20 protein-coding genes and 1 tRNA gene are annotated in these 24,554 nt (G+C 38.8%); 20 read left to right on the top strand and 1 reads right to left on the bottom strand.

The window, feature by feature from the left end; genetic code table 11:
- Positions 1–90: 90 nt before the first annotated feature.
- From HT669_RS07270 to smc, 17 genes are all read left to right on the top strand, one after another.
- On the top strand, positions 91–1,134 hold the full coding sequence (locus HT669_RS07270; protein WP_007284808.1) for a TIGR00341 family protein: 1,044 nt from the start codon (positions 91–93) through the stop codon (positions 1,132–1,134).
- Positions 1,135–1,300: 166 nt separating this feature from the next.
- Positions 1,301–3,388: a type I DNA topoisomerase gene (topA, locus tag HT669_RS07275; protein ID WP_023938619.1), complete on the top strand. Its 2,088-nt coding sequence runs from the start codon at positions 1,301–1,303 to the stop codon at positions 3,386–3,388.
- Between the two features lie 257 nt (positions 3,389–3,645).
- On the top strand, positions 3,646–4,005 hold the full coding sequence (locus tag HT669_RS07280; protein WP_023938617.1) for a YbaN family protein: 360 nt from the start codon (positions 3,646–3,648) through the stop codon (positions 4,003–4,005).
- A 90-nt stretch (positions 4,006–4,095) separates the two neighbouring features.
- Positions 4,096–4,728: a copper homeostasis protein CutC gene (locus HT669_RS07285; RefSeq protein WP_023938615.1), complete on the top strand. Its 633-nt coding sequence runs from the start codon at positions 4,096–4,098 to the stop codon at positions 4,726–4,728.
- Between the two features lie 43 nt (positions 4,729–4,771).
- Complete coding sequence (locus HT669_RS07290; protein WP_023938613.1) at positions 4,772–5,428, top strand: MmcQ/YjbR family DNA-binding protein; 657 nt, start codon at positions 4,772–4,774, stop codon at positions 5,426–5,428.
- A gap of 313 nt (positions 5,429–5,741) precedes the next feature.
- Entirely contained in the window at positions 5,742–7,304 is a 1,563-nt protein-coding gene (locus tag HT669_RS07295; RefSeq protein WP_023938610.1) for a 2-isopropylmalate synthase, read from the top strand.
- Between the two features lie 11 nt (positions 7,305–7,315).
- Complete coding sequence (gene leuB, locus HT669_RS07300; RefSeq protein ID WP_023938609.1) at positions 7,316–8,353, top strand: 3-isopropylmalate dehydrogenase; 1,038 nt, start codon at positions 7,316–7,318, stop codon at positions 8,351–8,353.
- Positions 8,350–8,619, top strand: a complete 270-nt coding sequence (locus HT669_RS07305) for a DUF1294 domain-containing protein (protein ID WP_023938607.1) — start codon at positions 8,350–8,352, stop codon at positions 8,617–8,619. Before leuB ends, HT669_RS07305 begins: the two co-directional genes overlap by 4 nt.
- Before the next feature lie 3 nt (positions 8,620–8,622).
- Complete coding sequence (gene leuC / locus HT669_RS07310; RefSeq protein WP_023938605.1) at positions 8,623–10,005, top strand: 3-isopropylmalate dehydratase large subunit; 1,383 nt, start codon at positions 8,623–8,625, stop codon at positions 10,003–10,005.
- Between the two features lie 9 nt (positions 10,006–10,014).
- Positions 10,015–10,608, top strand: a complete 594-nt coding sequence (gene leuD / locus HT669_RS07315; RefSeq protein ID WP_023933062.1) for a 3-isopropylmalate dehydratase small subunit — start codon at positions 10,015–10,017, stop codon at positions 10,606–10,608.
- A gap of 27 nt (positions 10,609–10,635) precedes the next feature.
- Positions 10,636–11,415, top strand: a complete 780-nt coding sequence (locus tag HT669_RS07320) for a Sua5/YciO/YrdC/YwlC family protein (RefSeq protein ID WP_000160496.1) — start codon at positions 10,636–10,638, stop codon at positions 11,413–11,415.
- 156 nt (positions 11,416–11,571) lie between these two features.
- Complete coding sequence (locus HT669_RS07325) at positions 11,572–13,305, top strand: McrB family protein (protein ID WP_172922112.1); 1,734 nt, start codon at positions 11,572–11,574, stop codon at positions 13,303–13,305.
- Positions 13,292–14,608, top strand: coding sequence for an McrC family protein (locus HT669_RS07330; RefSeq protein WP_001866200.1), 1,317 nt, complete (start codon positions 13,292–13,294; stop codon positions 14,606–14,608). Before HT669_RS07325 ends, HT669_RS07330 begins: the two co-directional genes overlap by 14 nt.
- A gap of 174 nt (positions 14,609–14,782) precedes the next feature.
- The gene (locus HT669_RS07335; RefSeq protein WP_000931155.1) at positions 14,783–15,769 is read left to right on the top strand and encodes a GMP reductase; all 987 of its coding nucleotides are present in this window, start codon (positions 14,783–14,785) and stop codon (positions 15,767–15,769) included.
- Positions 15,770–15,834: 65 nt separating this feature from the next.
- A tRNA-Arg gene (locus HT669_RS07340) sits at positions 15,835–15,906 on the top strand.
- Positions 15,907–16,205: 299 nt separating this feature from the next.
- Positions 16,206–16,904: a ribonuclease III gene (gene rnc, locus HT669_RS07345; protein WP_000661482.1), complete on the top strand. Its 699-nt coding sequence runs from the start codon at positions 16,206–16,208 to the stop codon at positions 16,902–16,904.
- A complete protein-coding gene (smc, locus tag HT669_RS07350; RefSeq protein ID WP_000280947.1) occupies positions 16,895–20,434 on the top strand; it encodes a chromosome segregation protein SMC in 3,540 nt (1,179 codons plus the stop codon). Before rnc ends, smc begins: the two co-directional genes overlap by 10 nt.
- Before the next feature lie 193 nt (positions 20,435–20,627).
- Here the strand turns inward: smc and HT669_RS07355 are convergent, their stop codons facing one another.
- A complete protein-coding gene (locus HT669_RS07355) occupies positions 20,628–21,479 on the bottom strand; it encodes an Rgg/GadR/MutR family transcriptional regulator (protein ID WP_172922115.1) in 852 nt (283 codons plus the stop codon).
- Positions 21,480–21,558: 79 nt separating this feature from the next.
- Between HT669_RS07355 and shp3 the strand changes: the two genes are divergently transcribed.
- From shp3 to HT669_RS07370, 3 genes are all read left to right on the top strand, one after another.
- A complete protein-coding gene (gene shp3 / locus HT669_RS07360; protein WP_001812431.1) occupies positions 21,559–21,630 on the top strand; it encodes a peptide pheromone SHP3 in 72 nt (23 codons plus the stop codon).
- Between the two features lie 101 nt (positions 21,631–21,731).
- On the top strand, positions 21,732–23,588 hold the full coding sequence (locus HT669_RS07365) for a hypothetical protein (protein ID WP_000744515.1): 1,857 nt from the start codon (positions 21,732–21,734) through the stop codon (positions 23,586–23,588).
- Between the two features lie 495 nt (positions 23,589–24,083).
- Complete coding sequence (locus HT669_RS07370; protein ID WP_000350878.1) at positions 24,084–24,554, top strand: hypothetical protein; 471 nt, start codon at positions 24,084–24,086, stop codon at positions 24,552–24,554.

Here is a 24,554-nt window from a genome sequence, read left to right on the forward strand (position 1 = left end):
ACATATATCTACGGCAAGGTGAAGCTGACGTGGCTTGAAGAGATTTTCGAAGAGTATTAGCGACTAGTTAGCTGGGAAAGGAAGATATTTGTGACAAATAATAAACTGTATTCGTTGATAGAATTTAGAAATAAAATATATGAAGAATTAGAACTTTCCAGAAGTGATTTAGCGATTTTACTATGTGCCATGCTTATCGCCTCTATCGGATTAAATATGGATTCGACTCCCGTGATTATTGGAGCTATGTTAATCTCTCCTTTGATGACACCTATTCTGGGAGTGGGGCTCTCTCTAGCTATATTTGATTTTAAATTGTTAAGAAAATCTTTTAAAATATTAGCTATTCAAATTCTTGCCAGTCTAATAGCTTCAACACTTTATTTTTATCTTTCTCCCATTTCGTATGCTAGTTCGGAGATTGTTGCTAGAACCTCTCCGACTATTTGGGATGTTCTCATTGCTTTTGTAGGAGGGATAGCAGGTATTATTGGTGCTAGGAAAAAAGAGACCAATAATATCGTCCCTGGTGTAGCAATTGCAACTGCCTTGATGCCTCCTCTTTGTACAGTAGGTTATGCTATTGCTTCTGCTAATCTAAAATTTATCATAGGCTCCTCTTACCTATTCCTCATCAATTGTAGCTTTATTGTCATTGCGACTTATATAGGTGTTAGGTTGATGATGGTTAAGAAACATTATTTTAAAGATAATGAAGAAGACTCTAAAATGCGCAGGATTTTGCTTCTAGTTGCTGTTTTGCTGATGATTCCGAGTTTTATCTCTGCAACGACTTTAGTGAGAGAAACGTTGAAAAAAGAGTCCCTTAAGAAATTTATATCAGAGCAATTTCAGGGGCATAATATTTTGAAAAAAATCTATTCTAAAAAGACTCATACCCTAAAGCTAACCATTTCAGGAAATTATTTGACAGAAGAAGAACTCGATATGATTTCAAGTAAGAGAGGTGACTATGGTTTAAGTGATGTTTCTGTTCAAGTTTCCCAATTGTCTGATTCAGAACAACTTAGTAAAGAAGAACTGGTGGAGTATTTCTTCCAGTATATCAAGGATAAGGAAGCAAAAGAAAAGGAAAAAGCCAATAAATTTGATACAGAGTCTGAGGAACAATAATTTCTTGAGAATAGCTGGTTTTTCTCGTGAGTCTTCTATGTATATCAAAGGAAGATGCGGTCTTAAGCATAAAACTTTTCTTCTATCTATAGTAGCTAAGTCTTGACAGGGTTCAAAAAATGGTTTACACTTTATAAAGTTTATTACTTTGAAAAGGTGTGATACTGTGGCTACGGCAACAAAAAAGAAAAAATCAACAGTTAAAAAAAATCTAGTCATCGTGGAGTCGCCTGCTAAGGCCAAGACGATTGAAAAATATCTCGGCAGAAACTACAAGGTTTTAGCCAGTGTCGGGCATATCCGTGATTTGAAGAAATCCAGTATGTCCGTCGATATTGAAAATAATTATGAACCGCAATATATCAATATCCGAGGAAAAGGCCCTCTTATCAATGACTTGAAAAAAGAAGCTAAAAAAGCTAATAAAGTTTTTCTGGCGAGTGACCCGGACCGTGAAGGAGAAGCGATTTCTTGGCATTTGGCCCATATTCTCAACTTGGATGAAAATGATGCCAACCGTGTGGTCTTCAATGAAATCACCAAGGATGCAGTCAAAAATGCTTTTAAAGAACCTCGTAAGATCGATATGGACTTGGTCGATGCCCAACAAGCTCGTCGGATCTTGGATCGCTTGGTCGGGTATTCGATTTCGCCTATTTTGTGGAAGAAGGTCAAGAAGGGCTTGTCAGCAGGTCGCGTTCAGTCCATTGCCCTTAAACTCATCATTGACCGTGAAAATGAAATCAATGCCTTCCAGCCAGAAGAATACTGGACAGTTGATGCTGTCTTTAAAAAGGGAACCAAACAATTTCATGCTTCCTTCTATGGAGTAGATGGTAAAAAGATGAAACTGACCAGCAATAACGAAGTCAAGGAAGTCTTGTCTCGTCTGACGAGTAAAGACTTTTCAGTAGATCAGGTGGATAAGAAAGAGCGTAAGCGCAATGCTCCTTTACCCTATACCACTTCATCTATGCAGATGGATGCTGCCAATAAAATCAATTTCCGTACTCGAAAAACCATGATGGTTGCCCAACAGCTCTATGAAGGAATTAATATCGGTTCTGGTGTTCAAGGTTTGATTACCTATATGCGTACCGATTCGACTCGTATCAGTCCTGTAGCGCAAAATGAGGCGGCAAGCTTCATTACGGATCGTTTTGATAGCAAGTATTCTAAGCACGGTAGCAAGGTCAAAAACGCATCAGGTGCTCAGGATGCCCATGAGGCTATTCGTCCGTCGAGTGTCTTTAATACACCAGAAAGCATCGCTAAGTATCTGGACAAGGATCAGCTCAAGCTATATACCCTTATCTGGAATCGTTTTGTGGCTAGCCAGATGACAGCGGCCGTTTTTGATACCATGGCTGTTAAATTGTCTCAAAATGGAGTTCAATTTGCTGCCAATGGTAGTCAGGTTAAGTTTGATGGTTATCTTGCCATTTATAATGATTCTGACAAGAATAAAATGCTACCAGATATGGCTGTTGGAGATGTGGTCAAACAGGTCAATAGCAAACCAGAGCAACATTTCACCCAACCGCCTGCCCGTTATTCTGAAGCAACACTGATTAAAACCTTAGAGGAAAATGGGGTTGGACGTCCATCAACCTACGCGCCAACCATTGAAACCATTCAGAAACGTTATTATGTTCGCCTGGCAGCCAAACGTTTTGAACCGACAGAGTTGGGAGAAATTGTCAATAAGCTCATCGTTGAATATTTCCCAGATATCGTAAACGTGACCTTCACAGCTGAAATGGAAGGTAAACTGGATGATGTCGAAGTTGGAAAAGAGCAGTGGCGACGGGTCATTGATGCCTTTTACAAACCATTCTCTAAAGAGGTCTCCAAGGCTGAAGAAGAAATGGAGAAAATCCAGATCAAGGATGAACCAGCTGGATTTGACTGTGAAGTGTGTGGTAGTCCAATGGTCATTAAACTTGGTCGTTTTGGTAAGTTCTACGCTTGTAGCAATTTTCCAGATTGCCGTCATACCCAAGCAATCGTGAAAGAGATTGGTGTTGAGTGTCCAAGTTGTCATCAGGGACAAATTATTGAGCGTAAAACCAAACGCAATCGCCTTTTCTATGGTTGCAATCGCTATCCAGACTGTGAATTTACTTCTTGGGACAAGCCTGTTGGTCGTGACTGTCCAAAATGTGGCAACTTCCTCATGGAGAAAAAAGTCCGTGGTGGTGGCAAGCAGGTTGTTTGCAGCAATGGTGATTACGAAGAAGAAAAGATTAAATAAGAAGAGAGTCCTGAAAGTGAATTTCAGGCTCTTTTTGGTTGGAACTTGACAAAATTCATCATTTTATGCGAAACTAGAAGAGGATTATTTTATACTCAATGAAAATCAAAGAGCAAACTAGGAAACTAACCGCAGGTTGCTCAAAGCACTGCTTTGAGGTTGCAGATAAGACTGACGAAGTCAGGAACCATACCTACGTCAAGGCGACGTTGATGCGGTTTGAAGAGATTTTCGAAGAGTATTAACTAGGAGTAGTTATGCGTATTATTTATCTTATTATTGGTTTTTTATCGCTGGCCTTGGCTATTATTGGGGTTGTTTTGCCTTTGCTACCTACAACGCCTTTCCTTTTGTTGTCTATTACTTGTTTCTCCAGAAGTTCCAAGCGCTTCGAAGATTGGCTTTATCATACCAAGCTCTATCAAGCATATGTAGCTGATTTTCGGGAAACCAAGTCCATTGCGCGTGAACGTAAGAAAAAAATCATCGTATCCATCTACATCTTGATGGGAATTTCCATTTATTTTGCACCTCTTTTACCAGTCAAAATCGGTCTGGGAACCTTGACCATCTTTATCACCTACTATCTCTTCAAGGTCATTCCGGACAAAGAATAAAAAATAGTAACTATTTTCCTTGATATAAACGAAAGCATATTTACAACAATATGATATAATAAATTTAAAGTAATCTTCAAGGAGAATCAAATGATTTACGAATTTTGTGCTGAAAATGTGACCTTGCTTGAAAAAGCGATGGAGGCTGGAGCTCGTCGAATCGAACTCTGTGATAATCTTGCAGTTGGTGGGACAACACCCAGCTATGGAGTGACTAAGGCAGCAGTTGAACTGGCAGCTAACTACAATACAACCATCATGACCATGATTCGTCCACGTGGTGGCGACTTTGTCTACAATGACCTAGAAATTGCTATTATGCTAGAAGACATTCGGTTGACTGCTCAGGCTGGAAGTCAAGGGGTTGTATTTGGAGCTTTAACTGCTGATAAGAAGTTGGATAAGCCTAATATTGAAAAGTTAATTGCTGTATCCAAAGGATTGGAAATTGTCTTTCACATGGCCTTTGATGAATTGAGCGAAGAAGACCAGTTAGAAGCTATTGACTGGCTTAGTCAAGCTGGTGTCACTCGTATCCTAACTCGCGCTGGTGTGTCTGGCGATTCACTAGACAAACGTTTTGCTCACTATCACAGAATTTTGGAGCACGCTAAAGGTAAAATTGAAATTCTACCAGGTGGGGGGATTGACCTTGACAACCGTCAAACCTTTATTGACCAGCTAGGCGTGACACAATTGCACGGAACTAAGGTTGTCTTTTAAAAAATAGAAAGGAACTGCTAGCTTTGGGTAGCAGTTTTAACTTATGTTTGAAATTTTTAAATCCTATCAGTTTAATCACGAAAAGGCTAAAGCTTTTGGTTTTGTAGAAAATAGGGGAGTCTGGACTTATAGTCGCCAGATTTTGCAGGGTGATTTTGTCATGACTGTGTCCATCACTACTGATAATGTGAGTTTTCAAGTCTTTGACCAGGAGACTGGTGATCTCTATCCTCAAGTTCATATGGAAAGCATGAGGGGAAGTTTTGTTGCAAGTGTACGTGAGGCTTGTTTGGAGATTCTCTACCAGATTCGGAAGGCTTGTTTTGATGTGCAGGATTTTATCTGTCCTCAGACTAAGCGTATCATGACTCAAGTTCAGGAAAAGTACGGAAATCAGTTGGAGTATCTGTGGAAAAAATCACCTGATACGGCAGTGTTAAGACATGAAGGCAATAAAAAATGGTATGCTGTTTTGATGAAAATCTCTTGGGATAAGCTGGAAAAGGGCAGAGAAGGACAAGTGGAAGCAGTCAATCTCAAACACGACCAAGTAGCGGACTTGCTTTCACAAAAGGGCATTTATCCAGCTTTTCATATGAACAAACGCTACTGGATTAGTGTGGCGCTTGATGATACTTTATCAGATGAAGGAGTACTGGAATTGATAGAAAGAAGCTGGAATTTAACTTCTAAAAAATGAAATATTTCAAGGATTTTCAATAACTTTCAATTAGCTAAATATTCTCTACTGAAGAAATTTTCAGAAAATATTGGATTTTTTCTTGACAAGTGCTTTTGCCTATGCTAAAATACTAAACAAGATATCAAACGAAGGAGAAAGTCAAACATGAAAACAGCTAAGTTTAATCAATTTGCTTTGTTGTTGAGGTACTCGGGCTAGTGCAAAAAGCATTAGTCCTGTTTGGCTTACCAAGCGGGAGTAAATCAACATCTCGCTTGGGTTTCTGAGCGAGATGTTTTTTTAAAATCACATTTGGAAAAGGGGAAATCTTATGCGAACAGTTGAATTTCTAGATACCAGCCTTCGGGATGGAGAGCAGACACCGGGCGTTAATTTTTCAATCAAGGAAAAAATTGCCATTGCAAGACAGCTGGAGAAATGGGGTATTTCAGCCGTTGAAGCCGGTTTTCCGGCGGCGAGTCCTGATTCATTCACAGCAGTGCAGGAGATTGCCAAGGTCTTGAAGAAAACAGCAGTGACTGGTTTGGCCCGCTCTGTCAAGTCTGATATTGATGCTTGTTATGAAGCCCTCAAGGATGCCAAGTATCCACAAGTTCACGTTTTTATTGCTACTAGTCCGATACACCGAAAGTATAAGCTCAATAAGAGCAAGGAAGAGATTTTGGAAGCTATTAAGGAGCATGTTTCTTATGCTCGTTCTAAGTTTGAAGTGGTCGAATTCTCGCCAGAAGATGCGACCAGAACAGATTTGGATTTCCTCCTGCAAGTTGTTCAAACAGCGGTTGATGCAGGTGCTACTTATGTCAATATTCCTGATACGGTAGGATTTACAACGCCAGAGGAATACGGAGCTATCTTCAAATATTTGATTGAGAATGTTAAGACGGATCGCCAGATTATCTATTCGCCTCACTGTCATGATGATCTTGGGATGGCAGTCGCTAATAGCCTTGCTGCTGTTAAGAATGGTGCAGGGCGTGTCGAAGGAACTATCAACGGTATTGGTGAGCGAGCTGGCAATGCTGCTTTGGAAGAAATAGCAGTTGCTCTCAATATTCGCCAAGATTACTACCAAGCAGAAACCAGTATTGTCCTAAATGAGACAATCAATACGTCAGAAATGGTTTCTCGCTTCTCAGGTATTCCAGTTCCTAAAAACAAGGCCGTCGTTGGTGGTAATGCCTTCTCTCACGAATCTGGTATTCACCAAGATGGAGTCCTTAAAAATCCTCTTACCTATGAGATCATCACCCCTGAATTGGTCGGTGTCAAGAGTAACAGTCTTCCGCTTGGAAAATTGTCTGGTCGCCATGCCTTTGTCGAGAAACTGAGAGAATTGGCCCTAGACTTTACAGAGGATGACATCAAGCCACTCTTTGCTAAGTTTAAGGCACTGGCAGACAAGAAACAAGAAATCACAGATGCAGATATTCGTGCTCTGGTAGCTGGAATCATGGTTGAAAATCCAGAAGGCTTCCACTTTGATGATTTACAACTTCAAACCCATGCGGATAATGACATCGAAGCGCTCGTTAGCCTAGCTAATATGGATGGTGAGAAGGTCGAATTTAATGCGACAGGGCAAGGTTCCGTTGAAGCAATCTTTAACGCTATCGACAAGTTCTTTAACCAATCCGTCCGCTTGGTGTCTTACACTATTGACGCTGTGACAGATGGAATTGATGCCCAAGCTCGGGTTTTGGTCACTGTTGAAAACAGAGATACAGAAACCATCTTTAATGCAGCAGGGCTTGATTTCGATGTACTGAAAGCATCTGCTATTGCCTACATCAATGCCAATACCTTTGTTCAAAAAGAGAATGCTGGTGAGATGGGACGCAGTGTTTCCTATCGTGACATGCCTAGTGTGTAAGGGAGAATGCTATGACAAAGAAAATAGTAGCTCTAGCAGGGGACGGAATTGGCCCAGAAATCATGGAGGCTGGTTTAGAGATTCTGGAAGCTCTAGCTGAAAAAACAGGTTTTGACTATGAGATTGATAGACGACCTTTTGGAGGTGCAGGTATCGATGCTGCAGGGCATCCCTTACCTGATGAAACCCTCAAGGTATGTCGTGAAGCATCTGCTATTCTCCTAGCGGCTATCGGTAGTCCTCAGTATGATGGAGCAGCGGTTCGGCCTGAACAAGGCTTGCTAGCTCTCCGTAAGGAACTCAATCTTTACGCTAATATTCGCCCTGTAAAAATCTTTGACAGTCTCAAGCATTTGTCACCACTCAAACCGGAACGAATTGCTGGTGTAGACTTTATCGTGGTGCGTGAGTTGACAGGCGGGATTTACTTTGGAGATCATATCCTTGAAGAGCGCAAAGCGCGTGATATCAACGACTATAGCTATGAGGAAGTGGAGCAGATTATTCGCAAAGCCTTTGAAATTGCAAGAAATCGCAGAAAAATCGTTACTAGTATCGATAAGCAAAATGTGTTGGCGACCTCAAAACTCTGGCGGAAAGTATCTGAGAAGGTCTCACAGAATTTCCCAGATGTAACCTTGGAACACCAGTTAGTGGACTCAGCTGCCATGCTCATGATTACCAATCCTGCCAAGTTTGATGTCATCGTGACAGAAAATCTTTTCGGAGATATTCTCTCGGATGAATCAAGCGTTCTATCTGGCACACTTGGGGTTATGCCATCAGCCAGTCATTCTGAAAATGGACCAAGTCTCTATGAACCTATTCACGGTTCAGCACCTGATATTGCTGGTCAAGGAATTGCCAATCCTATCTCCATGATTTTATCAGTGGCCATGATGCTGAGAGACAGTTTTGGACGTTATGAGGATGCAGAGCGTATCGAGCGTGCTGTTGAGGCAAGTTTGGCAGCTGGTGTTTTAACAAGAGATATAGGGGGACAGGCTTCGACCAAGGAAATGACGGAAGCTATTATTGCAAGGTTATGAAGTTAGACGAAAAAATTACTCTAGTCCTTTTGATTTGGAATGTCATGGTTTTCTTGATTTATGGTATTGACAAATCTAAGGCAAGGAGAAGAGTTTGGCGCATCCCTGAGAAAATCTTACTTATTTTGGCCTTTACTTGTGGTGGTTTTGGTGCCTGGCTAGCAGGAATCATCTTTCACCACAAGACTCGAAAATGGTACTTTAAAATAGTTTGGTTTCTTGGGATGGTGACCACACTAGTAGCCTTATATTTTATTTGGAGGTAATGGATGACAGGAAAATCGATTTTTGATAAATTATGGGATCGTCATGTTATCACAGGAGAAGAGGGGCAGCCCCAACTCATGTATGTGGACCAGCACTATATCCACGAAGTGACCAGTCCTCAGGCCTTTCAAGGACTACGAGACGCAGGTCGTAGATTGAGACGACCAGACTTGACATTTGGAACCTTTGATCACAATGTTCCGACAGTCAATATCTACGATATTCGAGATGTTATTTCCAAGGCGCAAATTGATAAACTTGCTGAAAATGTTGAGGAGTTTGGGATTGAACATGCGGCCCACGGTTCTGAAAAACAGGGGATCGTTCATATGGTTGGTCCAGAGACAGGACGAACCCAACCAGGGAAATTCATCGTTTGCGGAGATAGCCACACAGCAACTCACGGAGCTTTCGGAGCAATCGCCTTTGGAATTGGGACCAGTGAGGTCGAACATGTCTTTGCGACACAGACACTCTGGCAGGTCAAACCCAAGAAAATGCTGGTGGAATTTACAGGTGTTCCTCAAAAGGGAGTTTATTCCAAGGATTACATTTTAGCCTTGATTGCCAAGTACGGCGTTGCTTGCGGCGTTGGCTACGTGGTGGAATATCGTGGACAAGCGATTGATGCACTGAGCATGGAAGAGCGAATGACCATCTGCAATATGTCCATCGAGTTTGGATCTAAGATGGGAATCATGAATCCGGACCAAACCACCTATGATTATCTCAAGGGACGAGAATGTGTTCCAGAAGATTTCGATGAGGCTGTGGCTGATTGGAAAACAATTGTCAGCGATGAGGATGCTGTATACGATAAGGTTATCCAGATGGATGTCTCAGACTTAGCTCCTATGGTAACCTGGGGAACCAATCCTGCTATGGGTGTTGACTTTGACAGTAGTTTCCCAGAAATCAAAGATATGAATGATGAACGAGCCTACAATTATATGGATTTGGAGCCTGGTCAAAAGCCAGCGGATATTGAACTAGGTTATATCTTTATCGGTTCTTGTACTAATGCTCGACTCAGCGACTTGCAACTGGCTGCTCGATTTGTCAAAGGGAAGAAAATAGCTCCTAACTTAACGGCTATCGTAGTTCCAGGCTCTCGTCCTGTCAAACGAGCTGCTGAGAAGTTGGGCTTGGACAAGGTTTTCCTAGACGCTGGCTTTGAGTGGAGAGACCCGGGTTGCTCCATGTGCCTAGGGATGAATCCTGATAAGGTACCTGATGGTGTTCACTGTGCCTCAACAAGCAACCGCAACTTTGAAGACAGACAAGGCTTTGGTGCTAAGACCCACCTCTGCAGTCCAGCCATGGCAGCAGCAGCAGCTATTGCAGGGCGCTTTGTAGATGTTCGGCAAATGCCAGAGGCCCAGTAAGGAGAGGATATGGAGAAATTCACAGTTTATACAGGAACGACCGTTCCTCTTATGAATGATAACATCGACACCGACCAAATCCTACCCAAGCAGTTTCTCAAGTTAATTGATAAAAAAGGCTTTGGTAAGTACCTTATGTATGCTTGGCGTTATCTGGATGATCTCTATACTGAGGACCCAGACTTTGTCTTTAACCGACCTGAATATCGCAAAGCCAGTATTCTCATTTCAGGGGATAACTTCGGCGCAGGGTCTTCGAGGGAACACGCTGCTTGGGCTCTAGCGGACTATGGTTTTAAGGTCGTGATTGCGGGGTCTTTCGGTGATATTCATTACAATAATGAACTCAATAATGGTATGTTGCCTATTGTTCAGCCCAGAGAGGTTAGAGAGAAACTAGCTCAGCTACAACCAAGTGACCAGGTAACTGTGGACTTGGAACAACAAAAAATCATCTCACCAGTTGGAGAATTCACGTTTGAAATTGATAGCGAATGGAAACACAAACTCTTAAATGGTTTGGATGATATTGGTATTACCTTGCAGTATGAAGATTTGATTGCTGCTTATGAAAAACAACGACCAGCCTACTGGCAGGATTAGAAGAAAAATAGAAAAGGAAATAGAACTATGACAAAACACATTCAATGGAAGGGAACACTTTCACAAGAAGGCTATGATATTTTAAAAGGTGAGGGTGGATGTATCGTTTGCCCTACTAAAGTTGGTTACATCATCATGACTAGTGACAAGGCAGGTCTTGAACGTAAGTTTGAAGCTAAAGAACGTAACCGTAACAAACCAGGTGTTGTTCTCTGCGGTAGCATGGACGAGCTTCGCGCTTTAGCACAACTCAACCCAGAAATTGAAGCCTTCTACCAAAAACATTGGGATGAAGATATTCTTCTTGGTTGTATCCTTCCTTGGAAACCAGAAGCCTTTGAGAAACTCAAAGCTTATGGGGATGGTCGTGAAGAGCTTATGACTGACGTGCGTGGTACTAGCTGTTTTGTTATCAAATTTGGAAAAGCTGGTGAACAATTGGCTGCCAAACTTTGGGAAGAAGGCAAAATGGTTTACGCTTCATCTGCAAACCCATCTGGAAAAGGAAACCGTGGTAAGGTAGAAGGTATCGGAGAACGTATCGAAGGAGCAGTAGACCTTGTCATCGAAGCAGACGACTATGTGGCATCCATCCAACCTGACAAAACGATTGAAACTCGCTACGAGCAAGGTGTGATGGTGTCTATGGTCGATAAAGATGGCAAACTCATCCCAGAACAAGGGGGAGCACGATCAACTTCACCAGCTCCAGTTGTAATCCGTAAAGGGCTTGACATTGATAAGATTATGATGCACCTGTCAGATACCTTTAACTCATGGGATTACCGTCAGGGCGAGTATTATTAGGATAAAAAAGAAGTCTAGTGTTAAGAGGGAATACTCCACTCTACACTAGGCTTTTTCTTTAGAAATTCTTTTCTTTTTCTATAGGATATGATATGCTAGAGATGAGCTATATATTAATAGAACTTACTTGTGAAAGTAAATTAAAGGAGTATTCAAATGAACAGTAAACAAAATAATTACTTTTTTGTTGGTACAAGATTTGGTGATGATGATTATCTTGAATATTTCAGGAAAGAAGGAAAGTGGGAATTAGGATGGCATAACAACGAGGAAAATAAACAGTATCAAAAAATGTTAAAGTTGTTTAATAAAATTAAACCAGGTGACGTTTTATTTGCTAAATCCACATATGTCAAAAAGAAGAATTTACCTTTTGTAAAGAAAGATGATTTAAAGGTTTCTGTGATGAAAATTCGTGGAATGGCGACTGTTAAAGAGGTTTTAGATGATGGGCATACCATTATTGTTGATTGGAAAAAAGAGTATATAGAGAGGGAGTGGTTTTTCTTTACGGGGCAAGAAACAATATGGTTTCCATCAGATATTAAGTATCGAACTAAAGAGACTAACCAGTTAATAAAATTTGCTGCAAGTGATGAAATCATAATTCAAGACTATGACTATTTTTTGAATCATCCTAATTGGAAAAAGTATAAAAAATTAGAAAGTGAAACTATGTTAAGGAATGATTTTTTATTTAATTATAGTGGTATATTAAGAAAATCCAAAAACCTCATCCTCCGTGGTGCACCGGGGACGGGAAAAACTTATCTTGCTAAAGAAATTGCTAAAGAGTTAACGGAAGGTCATGAGGAGCAAATCGGCTTTGTACAGTTTCATCCATCTTATGATTATACGGATTTTGTAGAAGGTTTAAGACCAGTATCAAATGGGGATGGAGCTATTGAGTTTAGGCTACAGGACGGTATTTTTAAAGATTTTTGTCAGAAAGCAAAAGAAACCCAATTGATTGGAGGACAAGATAATTTTGATGATGCTTGGGATTCTTACTTAGAATATATAAATGTTGCTGAAGAAAAAGAATATATAACAAAAACATCTTACTTATCTGTTAATAGTAGACAAAATTTGTCAGTAAATTATGATAGTGGTGTTCCAGGATGGTCACTACCTAGCAAATATGTTTACGAGTTGTATAAAGATAAAAATTATAATAAGCAAGAATACTACAAAAGTGGTGGAAAAACTGTCCTAGAAACATTGAGAAAGAGATTTGGTTTGAAAGACTATGTTTCCCCAATAGAAATTGATACTGATAAGAAATTCGTCTTCATCATCGATGAAATCAATCGTGGGGAGATTTCTAAGATTTTTGGCGAACTCTTTTTCTCTATCGACCCTGACTATCGTGGTGAAAAAGGAAGTGTTTCTACCCAATATGCAAATCTACACGAAACTGATGAAAAGTTCTATATCCCCGAAAATGTTTACATCATCGGAACTATGAATGATATTGATCGTTCAGTGGATACCTTTGATTTTGCTATGCGTCGTCGTTTTCGTTTTGTTGAAGTTACTGCCGAGGGTCAAGTTGGCATGTTGGATAAAGAGCTGAATATCCATGCAGAAGAAGCAAAAATTCGTCTAAGAAACTTGAACGCTGCTATCGAAAATGTTCAGGAATTAAACAGTCATTATCATATTGGACCAAGTTATTTTCTTAAGTTGAAGGATGTAGATTTTGACTATGAATTACTCTGGTCTGATTATATTAAGCCTCTCCTAGAAGACTACTTGCGAGGTTATTATGATGAGGTTGAAACTTTGGAAACTTTGAAAAAAGCATTTGAACTGACAAATAATGAGCAAAAAGATCAGGCAGTAGCTGATGACAATGAAGGCGATGAAAACGATGATGCGGATTACTGATAATCAACACAAGATTATTAAAGAAAAATTTGTTGAAGAATATCCTAAACTAAGCAATCTTCTTTTAGACAGAACCTTGGAAAGTCTATCCCAAGATGAACGTATTTTCATTTTTCCAAATGATTTGACTCATACTCCTGATTTGGATAAGGACCAAAAGATTTTTGAAACAGTCAATCAGAAAATCAAGACAGGGAACGTGATTGGTTTTCTTGGATATGGTCAGGAAAGATTAACGATTTCCTCACGATTTTCTGATGAGAGTAATGACCATTTTTTGCATTATCTCTTAAACAAGGTTCTTCATATCAATCTCACTAGTTTGGATGTTGCTTTGTCTCGTGAAGAGAGGCTTTATCAACTTTTGATGTATCTCTTCCCCAAGTATCTACAAGCTGCTATTCGAAAAGGTCTTTATAAGGAATACCAGAGATTTTCTCATAACGACAGTCATGTTAAGGGAGTGATTGATGTAAGAAACCATCTCAAGAAAAATCTTCCTTTCACGGGAAATATTGCCTACACAACGAGAGAGTTCACCTATGATAATCCCCTCATGCAGTTGGTCCGTCACACTATTGAATACATTAAGAATCAGAAAAGCATTGGTCAAGGGGTACTAGATAATCTCTCAACTAGTCGTGAAAACGTATCTGAAATCGTGCGTGTAACGCCCTCTTATAAACTAGCTGATCGTGCTAAGATTACTCGGAGAAATCAATCTAAACCTATACGTCATGCATACTTTCACGAGTACAGAAACTTACAAGAACTTTGTCTGATGATCCTAAACCAAGAAAAGCACGGTTTAGGGTATCAAGATCAAAAAATCTATGGTATTCTCTTTGATGTTGCCTGGCTTTGGGAAGAGTATGTTTACACCTTGTTGCCAAAAGGTTTTGTACATCCCAGAAATAAGGATAAGACGGATGGAATTTCAGTATTTTCTGTTGGGAAACGAAAAGTATATCCAGATTTTTATGACAGAGAACGAAAGATTGTTCTAGATGCAAAATATAAAAAACTGGAATTGACTGAAAAAGGAATCAACCGTGAGGACTTATTCCAGCTGATTTCCTATTCTTATATTTTAAAAGCTGAGAAGGCTGGACTTGTTTTTCCGAGCAAGGACAAGGTTATTGATAATGAGATGGGAAACCTAGCAGGTTATGGAGCTCAATTGAAGAAGTGGTCTATTCGAATCCCTCAGAATGCCTCATTCTATAGTGCATTTTGTAAAATGATGGAAAATTCAGAAGAAAATTTTAAAGCGATTATTGATGAAGAAGTGGGGAGAAAATAATTTCCCCTCTTTCTTTTATTTTTAACACAAGCAAAACCCGAACAATATATTTTAATTCATAAAATAATTTGACAAAAACTGTACTTTAGTTTATAATAAATTAAGGAAACGTCGGAAAAGGCGTAGTGATGCGAGAGCATAGGTAGGTCATTACAAAAGAAACGAGACATCGATATGTTAAATGAATTTCCAATTTTTGATTACGAAGATATTCAATTGATTCCAAATAAATGTGTCATTAAAAGCCGTGCAGAAGCGGATACAAGTGTCACTTTAGGAAATCACACCTTTAAACTACCTGTTGTGCCAGCGAATATGCAGACGATTTTGGATGAAAATGTAGCAGAGCAACTGGCTAAAGGTGGTTACTTCTACATTATGCACCGTTTTGATGAGGCAGGACGCATTCCTTTTATTAAACGCATGCACGATCAAGAACTCATTGCTTCTATCTCTGTCGGTGTTAAGGACTATGAGTATGATTTTGTTAGCCAGCTCAAGGCTGATGCTCCTGAGTATATCACTATTGATATTGCTCATGGTCATGCGGATAGCGTGATTTCTATGATTCAACACATCAAGAAAGAATTGCCAGATACCTTTGTCATTGCTGGAAATGTGGGAACACCAGAAGCTGTGCGTGAATTGGAAAATGCTGGTGCGGATGCGACTAAGGTCGGAATTGGTCCTGGTAAGGTTTGTATAACCAAGGTCAAGACAGGTTTTGGTACAGGTGGTTGGCAGTTGGCTGCTCTCCGTTGGTGTGCCAAGGCTGCGCGTAAACCGATTATCGCTGATGGAGGAATTCGTACTCACGGTGATATTGCCAAGTCTATCCGATTCGGTGCCAGCATGGTCATGATTGGTTCCCTCTTTGCAGGACACATCGAAAGTCCAGGGAAAACGATTGAAGTCGATGGTGAACAGTTCAAAGAATATTACGGTTCAGCCTCACAATATCAAAAGGGTGCTTACAAAAATGTGGAAGGCAAACGTATCTTGCTTCCTGCCAAAGGTCATCTGCAAGACACTTTAACTGAGATGGAACAAGACCTTCAAAGTGCTATTTCTTATGCAGGTGGACGTCAGGTTGCTGACCTTAAACATGTTGATTATGTTATCGTGAAAAACTCCATCTGGAATGGGGATGCTTCCCACTAAGACGGCCTATCTCACTAGAAAAAACTTGTTATTAGAGCAAATTTTTGTTATAATAAAACAAGTTTCCACCCTTAGTGTAATGGATATCACGTAAGATTCCGGTTCTTGAGATGGGGGTTCGATTCCCTCAGGGTGGATGTAAACATCCTAAAAAGCCTTTAATAGGGCTTTTTTCTTTATCCTGCCCCAAATTTGCTCCTAATACTCTTTGAAAATCTCTTCAAACCACGTCAACGTCGCCTTACCGTAGATATATGTAACTGNNTGAGCAGCCTGCGGCTAGTTTCCTAGTTTGCTCTTTGATTTTCATTGAGTATAAAACTGAAAATCTCTGTCTAAAGAATGCCCAAATCCCCTCCAGTCCCGTTTTAGAGTGACTCAGGAGGCTTTTTTTGATATAATAAAAAGGACTGTTATCAGTTAGAAAGAGGTTGGTATGAAAGAATTACAAACTGTACTAAAGAACCATTTTGCAATCGAATTTGCAGACAAAAAGTTACTGGAGACTGCCTTTACTCATACGAGTTATGCCAATGAGCACCGCCTCTTAAAAATTTCACACAATGAACGCTTGGAATTTTTAGGAGACGCTGTTCTACAGTTATTGATTTCAGAATATCTATATAAAAAATATCCTAAAAAGCCTGAAGGTGACCTATCAAAACTCCGTGCCATGATTGTTCGCGAGGAGAGTTTGGCTGGTTTTGCGCGTGATTGCCAGTTTGACCAGTTTATCAAGCTGGGTAAAGGGGAAGAAAAATCTGGTGGTCGCAACCGTGACACCATTCTTGGTGATGCCTTTGAAGCCTTTCTTGGTGCCCTCCTTTTGGACAAGGATGTGACCAAGGTCAAGGAATTTATCTATCAAGTCATGATTCCTAAGGTTGAAGCAGGTGAGTTTGAGATGATTACAGACTACAAAACCCATCTCCAAGAGTTACTTCAGGTCAATGGGGATGTGGCTATTCGTTATCAGGTGATTTCTGAAACGGGTCCTGCCCACGATAAGGTATTTGATGTAGAAGTTCTTGTTGAAGGTAAGAGCATTGGTCAAGGTCAAGGTCGTTCTAAGAAATTAGCAGAGCAGGAAGCTGCCAAAAATGCCGTTGAGAAAGGGCTGGATTCATGTATTTAAAGGAAATCGAAATTCAGGGATTCAAGTCTTTTGCTGACAAGACCAAGGTCGTCTTTGACCAAGGTGTGACGGCGGTTGTTGGACCAAATGGATCTGGAAAGTCCAATATTACAGAAAGTCTGCGTTGGGCCTTGGGGGAGTCAAGTGTTAAGAGTCTCCGTGGGGGCAAGATGCCGGATGTCATTTTTGCTGGAACTGAAAGTCGCAAACCGCTCAATTATGCTTCTGTAGTTGTGACTCTGGATAATCATGACGGATTTATCAAGGATGCAGGACAAGAAATCAGGGTAGAACGTCATATCTATCGTAGTGGAGATAGCGAATACAAGATTGACGGCAAGAAAGTCCGTCTGCGTGATATTCATGATCTTTTCTTGGATACTGGATTGGGACGAGATTCCTTCTCTATCATTTCCCAAGGGAAGGTTGAGGAGATTTTCAACTCCAAGCCTGAAGAACGCAGAGCTATTTTTGAAGAGGCTGCTGGAGTTTTGAAATACAAAACTCGTAGAAAAGAGACTGAGAGCAAATTGCAACAAACTCAGGATAATCTAGACCGCTTAGAGGACATTATCTATGAGTTGGATAATCAAATCAAGCCTCTTGAGAAGCAAGCAGAAAATGCTCGTAAGTTTTTAGATTTGGAAGGTCAACGCAAGGCTATTTACTTGGATGTCCTTGTTGCTCAAATCAAGGAAAATAAGGCTGAACTAGAGTCGACAGAAGAAGAGTTGGTACAGGTTCAGGAACTCTTGACAAGCTATTACCAAAAGCGTGAAAAATTAGAAGAAGAAAATCAAACTCTTAAAAAGCAACGCCAAGATTTACAGGCTGAAATGGCTAAAGACCAAGGCAGTTTGATGGATTTGACCAGTCTGATTAGTGATTTAGAGAGAAAATTAGCCCTATCGAAATTAGAATCTGAGCAAGTAGCCCTCAATCAACAGGAGGCACAAGCCCGTTTGGCTGCTTTGGAGGATAAGAGAAATTTACTCAGCCAAGAAAAATCTGATAAGGAAAGCTCTTTGGCACTTTTAGAGGAAAATCTAGTCCAAAATAATCAAAAACTCAATCGACTAGAGGCTGAATTGCTGGCTTTTTCAGATGATCCTGATCAGATGATTGAGCTTTTGCGTGAACGCTTTGTAGCTCTTTTACAAGAAGAAGCGGATGTCTCAAACCAACTGACTCGTATTGAGAATGAGTTGGAAAATAGTCGTCAGCTTTCTCAAAAACAAGCAGATCAATTAGAAAAGCTGAAAGAACAGCTGGCTACAGCTAAAGAGAAGGCTAGTCAGCAAAAGGCGGAGCTTGAAACTGCCAAGGAGCATGTTCAGAAATTATTGGCTGACTACCAAGCTATTGCCAAGGAGCAAGAGGAGCAGAAAGCTTCCTATCAAGCTCAGCAAAGTCAACTATTTGACCGTCTGGACAGTCTTAAAAACAAGCAGGCTAGAGCCCAAAGTTTGGAAAATATCCTGAGAAATCACAGTAACTTTTATGCAGGTGTTAAGAGTGTCCTCCAAGAAAAAGACCGCCTTGGTGGGATTATTGGGGCAGTTAGTGAGCATCTGACTTTTGATGTTCATTATCAAACTGCCTTAGAGATTGCGCTTGGAGCAAGCAGTCAGCACATCATCGTAGAGGATGAGAACGCGGCGACTAAGGCTATAGATTTCCTCAAACGCAACAGGGCTGGTCGTGCAACCTTCCTTCCTTTGACAACGATTAAGGCTCGTACGATTTCTAGCCAGAATCAAGATGCTATCGCTGCAAGTCCGGGATTTCTGGGCATGGCAGATGAGTTGGTGACATTCGATAATAGGTTGGAAGCTATTTTCAAGAACTTGCTAGCTACGACGGCTATTTTTGATACTGTAGAGCATTCGCGTGAAGCAGCTCGCCAGGTTCGTTATCAGGTTCGTATGGTGACATTGGATGGAACAGAGTTGCGAACAGGTGGTTCCTATGCGGGTGGTGCCAATCGCCAGAATAACAGTATTTTTATCAAGCCAGAACTGGAGCAATTGCAAAAAGAAATTGCTGAAGAGGAAGCAAGTCTTCGTTCAGAAGAGTCGAGTTTGAAGATCTTACAAGACCAGATGGCTAGATTGACCGAATCATTAGAAGCTATTAAATATCAGGGAGAGCAGGCTCGTATTCAGGAGCAAGGCTTGTCCCTCGCCTATCAGCAGACCAGTCAGCAAGTTGAAGAACTGGAAACTCTTTGGAAACTCCAAGAAGAGGAATTAGATCGTCTTTCTGACGGAGATTGGCAAGCAGATAAGGAAAAATGCCAAGATCGCCTTGCTACCATTGCCAGTGACAAGCAAAATCTGGAAGCTGAGATTGAAGAAATTAAGTCCAACAAAAATGCCATCCAAGAACGCTATCAAAATTTGCAGGAAGAGCTAGCGCAAGCTCGCCTGCTTAAGACAGAACTGCAAGGGCAAAAACGTTATGAAGTGGCTGATATTGACCGTCTAGGCAAGGAATTGGATAATCTGAATATCGAACAAGAGGAAATCCAGCGCCTTCTTCAAGAAAAGGTTGACAATCTTGAGAAAGTTGATACAGAATTGCTCAGTCAACAGGTAGAAGAAGCCAAAATGCAGAAAACAAACCTCCAACAAGGTTTAATTCGTAAGCAGTTTGAGTTGGATGATATTGAAGGTCAACTGGATGATATTGCTAGTCATTTGGATCAGGCTCGCCAGCAGAATGAAGAGTGGATTCGCAAGCAAACACGTGCTGAATCCAAGAAAGAAAAGGTCAGCGAGCGCTTGCGCTATTTACAAGGTCAATTAACAGACCAGTATCAGATTAGCTATACTGAAGCTCTAGAAAAGGCGCATGAATTGGAAAATCTCAATCTGTCAGAGCAAGAGGTGCAGGATTTGGAGAAGGCTATTCGCTCACTGGGTCCTGTCAATTTGGATGCCATTGAACAGTACGAAGAAGTTCACAGCCGTCTGGCTTTCCTCAATAGCCAGCGAGATGACATTTTGTCAGCGAAAAACCTGCTCCTTGAGACCATTACAGAGATGAATGATGAGGTTAAGGAACGCTTTAAATCAACTTTTGAAGCCATTCGTGAGTCCTTTAAAGTGACCTTCAAACAGATGTTTGGCGGAGGTCAGGCAGACTTGATATTGACTGAGGGCGACCTTTTAACAGCTGGTGTGGAGATTTCTGTTCAACCTCCAGGTAAGAAAATCCAGTCGCTTAATCTCATGAGTGGTGGGGAAAAAGCCTTATCAGCTCTTGCCTTGCTCTTCTCCATTATTCGTGTCAAGACCATTCCATTTGTCATCTTGGATGAGGTGGAAGCTGCGCTGGATGAAGCCAATGTTAAACGTTTTGGGGATTACCTCAATCGATTTGACAAGGACAGCCAGTTTATCGTTGTGACCCACCGTAAAGGAACCATGGCAGCGGCTGATTCCATCTATGGAGTGACCATGCAAGAGTCAGGTGTCTCAAAAATTGTTTCAGTTAAGTTAAAAGATTTAGAAGGTATTGAAGGATGACAATTAAACTAGTAGCAACAGAAATCGGAATAAGTAAATTGATACAATAGCCTATAAAGAAAGCCTTGAAATTTAGCTGATTTCAGGGCTTTTTAACTGTCTATTGCTATCAGGGTAAAATCATTAGAGATGTTGCGAGTTTATGGAGACACCCTTGATTTGTAAAATGTTAAATAGTAGAGAATCATTTCATCTATTCTTTGTTTACCAGTTTATCGAAATGGCTAGTATAGTGTAATTTTAACTTGTTTTCTCCTAAAATATCAAGGACTTGTATGGCCTGTTTCATTTTTTCAATTCCGCTATCTAAATGACGCTTAAATTCAAAGTAACCAGTTGCATAGAGAAAAACTGTCTGTTCATAAAAGTTTAATTCATTATCTAATAATGCTTTTATTTCGGTGATTAGACAAGTACAGTTTGAAAATTCTTCCTTATCTACGCTAAGAATTAGACAATTGATGGCCAATTGAGTGACAATTCGCTTATTTGTTTTATTCAACGAAGAGTAGATGTAATTGTTCAACATTTCCTTTGTTAATAGGAAGTAGGAGTTGTAGTTTATTGTTCGTACACAGTTACCTAATAAAGTGATTTCATAGTAACCCCATTTTTCAACTTTAAAGAGATAATCTGTCAATTGAAGTAATTCTTTATTTGATGGAATAATGCTGGAATCCATTGTATGTAGAATGGATTTTATCATTGTTTTATCGAAAGAATTTAAAGTGTAATGTGATGAGTCAGAAAGTAGAGCAGCTATATTTTTGATGTTATGTGATGAATATTGCTTACGAATATATTGAACCAAATTAGCGAATAATTCAGCATTAGTATAATCTTCATTATGTAAAATAAGAAACTCATCTAAAGTAATGTGTAATTTGTCTAAAATATTGATAAGTCGAATACAAGATATCTCTGATTCCCCACGTTCGAATCTAGATATTTGAGATTTTGAAAGGTGTTCATCTGCTACAGAGCATAGACTAATTTGTTTTCCTTTACGAACTTTTCTAAGTGTGATGCCAAGTTTTGATTTCATAATTTCCCATTTTCCCAACAAAAATTAAATCCGTTTTTATTTATTGTACAATAAATAAAAACGGAAAGGAAGTCCGAGTATGAAGAAAATTTCAAAATTTTTGCCGATTTTGGTTTTGGTGATGGATATTATTATAATTGTTGGTGGGTAAAATGCTTAAGTGTACACTTAAGTCTTTAGAATATTCTAAAGACTTAAGATTTTATAGATACATAGTATAAAATACGGTATTTATAATTTGGGGGGCTTTAATTGAAAAAACAGAATTTATTTAAAATATCAAATAATGTACAAGAGTATTCGAATGCTTTTAATACTATGGGTTTAAATTTTCAAGGAGAAATTCCTATTTTTGTTGACCACAAAAGAGAAGATTTACTTCATAATATCAAGCGAATTAACAATGAATATTCCGAATGCTATAAAACAACGCCAATTTACCAATGCGATGCAGGGATCACTCTATCTTCTGATTTAGAGTTTTATAAAAACTGTAGGTTATTTTGTAAGAAGTGGGTGACCTCTTTAAATGAGATGATAAACATAGAAAATCTGGTAGTAATAGGACTATATAAAGATTTTTCGCAATATAAAATTTTGACTATATTAGAATATTGTAAGAAAAATAATATTGAACTGTACATACTGACAGGAAGAGATCTATCTTCATTGTCTTGGATGATAGGAAAGCAGTTTTACTCAAAAAGTGAAAAAGAAGTACGAAAAGCAGTCTTTTCGCATAAAAAGTTAAATGAATTTAGTGAAACAAAAAACAAATGGGATATTTTTGATATAAAAAGGCTTGAAAATGAAAATATAAAAAATCTTTTGGAAGAAAAATCTTGGTCAGAATTAGTTTTTCATGGACATGGAAAAGAAGATCATCTAAATTTAGCTGATTTCACTTTGCATGGTTTTAATAAATTAATTCCTCAACAAGAAAAATTTGCTCCTTCTTGGGGCCATCAAGGGCAATCTTTTTTTAAGGATGAGAGTAAAGCAATACGTATTAGCTCTATAAATGTTGAAACATTATTTTTATTATCTTGTAGTAATTTTCCGTTTAATGATTGTAGATTGTATGATTCTAGATTCAACTTAACATTAGATGCTATCGATGGAATAGCAAGAAATATTGTTGCTTCTATTGCTGTTCAATCGATTGATAATCCAGAGATATATGAAATTTTTTCAGATTCAAATTTGACAAATATTGGAACCAAACTTCATAATAAATTAAATGATGTACAGCCGTTTGTTTCAATTGTTAATATTGGACTCCCAAATACTAGAAAAGTAGATCAATCACTTGAAAATATAAATGGGATTGTCCGATTAACCCAAAGTAGCAAAATGATTTTATCGCGACTTGCTTCATATGTTTCGTCTGGGTTATTAAGTAGTGAACATGAGGTAAAAAAGTTATCTAATAATGTTTTAGCAGATTACATGCAAATGACACGCAGAGGTACCTATGGAGTGACAGAAGAAAAATATTTAAATTTTGAACAAAATTTAATAAATAGAGTAAATCCTATTTCTAAAAAGATAGCTGAAATAATGATTCAGAACCAAAATGACGAGCTTTTCGAATTTGATCGATATAATATTTTTAGGTCTATAATTGATGAAAGTAGTATTTTCAAAAAAATATGTTGTTGTGGAAGTTCGGGTGTTGGTTGCAACTATATTCCAGAAACTAACAATTTATTCAATATTAATTCTTTCTATTGTTATAGGTGCGGTGATAAAAATACTTCAATGACAGGCATGCCAGAAGTAGATTTTATGTGTGATAATTATGATAGAGAAAGATTAAGAATAAAATATAAGATTGTTATTACTCCACAACATAGAGGAGATGTTTACTTAGGAGTACAGCTACCAACATATGTAGAAAAGTCATCAAATACCTCACCAGAGTTGAAAAGAATACGTTTTAAAAATATTGGAACTAAAGTAGTTGAAGGAGAGATCTGTTTTAACGAGGATACTTTACTTCAAAGCTATTATCTTAAGCTATTTATTATTCAGAATGGGGGAATAGCTATTAGTAGATGTTTCTTCAATTTAATAAATAATTGTGAGGGAAAGTTTGAAAAAATATAAATGTAATATATTTATTATTTACTCTAATTTTGAGTAATTGAAACACGAGGAGTATTCCTTCACCAAATTTGAGAAAGGCCTATTTCTTTTTATAAACAAGTCGCTTATCTAATAATAAATTTACTAATTATAATCTTAAGAAATCGTAAAGCAATACAAGATATCAGATATTTATCTGTAAATCTATTAATTAGCATTCTAGTCTTATCTTCATTATAAAATCAGTATTTTGAGATGTACAAGACAAGCTTCCTAGTTTTCTCTTTGATTTTTTTAGTATTATGGTCACAGTTGGTTGTACCTAATAGGATGAACTACAGTTATAATGATGGATTTTTTCAAATGTATTGGCTGAAGCACTCACTTAATCGCCTCGTCGCGATTTGTAATAGTGATATGTTTTCACGTTTTATATTATAGTTTTAAACAAAGAGCACAATACTTTTTAACTCAGTGTTGTGCATTGAATGAAACGAAAGAAAGGAATGAATAACAATGGATATTTTTTTAGGTACACCAATCACAGGAATAATTAATCCGAACTTGAAAAGTCCGTTAGAAACTGCGACAAAGTCCAGAATTAAGGGGATTATTTCTGATTTGAGATCGTATGGTCATAATGTGTTTTGTGCTCTAGAGGAAGAAGAATTTGGCAAAAAGATTGCAGATTCTTTAGAATGTACCCTTAGAGATTATTCGATACTGAAACAAAGTAATGTATATATTACTTTTCCAAATAATAGTTATGGATGTGCTGTGGAACTTGGTTGGGCTTCAGCGCACTCTATTCCTATTGTCTTAGGAATTAACAAAAGAATCGGTTCAAAAACACCATTGTATGAAGGTTTACACACAACAGGTACTCAGGTTCATGTTATTTATTATGATTCTGAAGATGAGTTTCCAGATAAACTTGAATGGTTAAAAATATTAAAGTACATAGAAAAGCATATATTTATTAGGTGA

Source organism: Streptococcus sp. 2100 (assembly GCF_013276335.1).
Classification (GTDB): domain Bacteria; phylum Bacillota; class Bacilli; order Lactobacillales; family Streptococcaceae; genus Streptococcus; species Streptococcus pseudopneumoniae.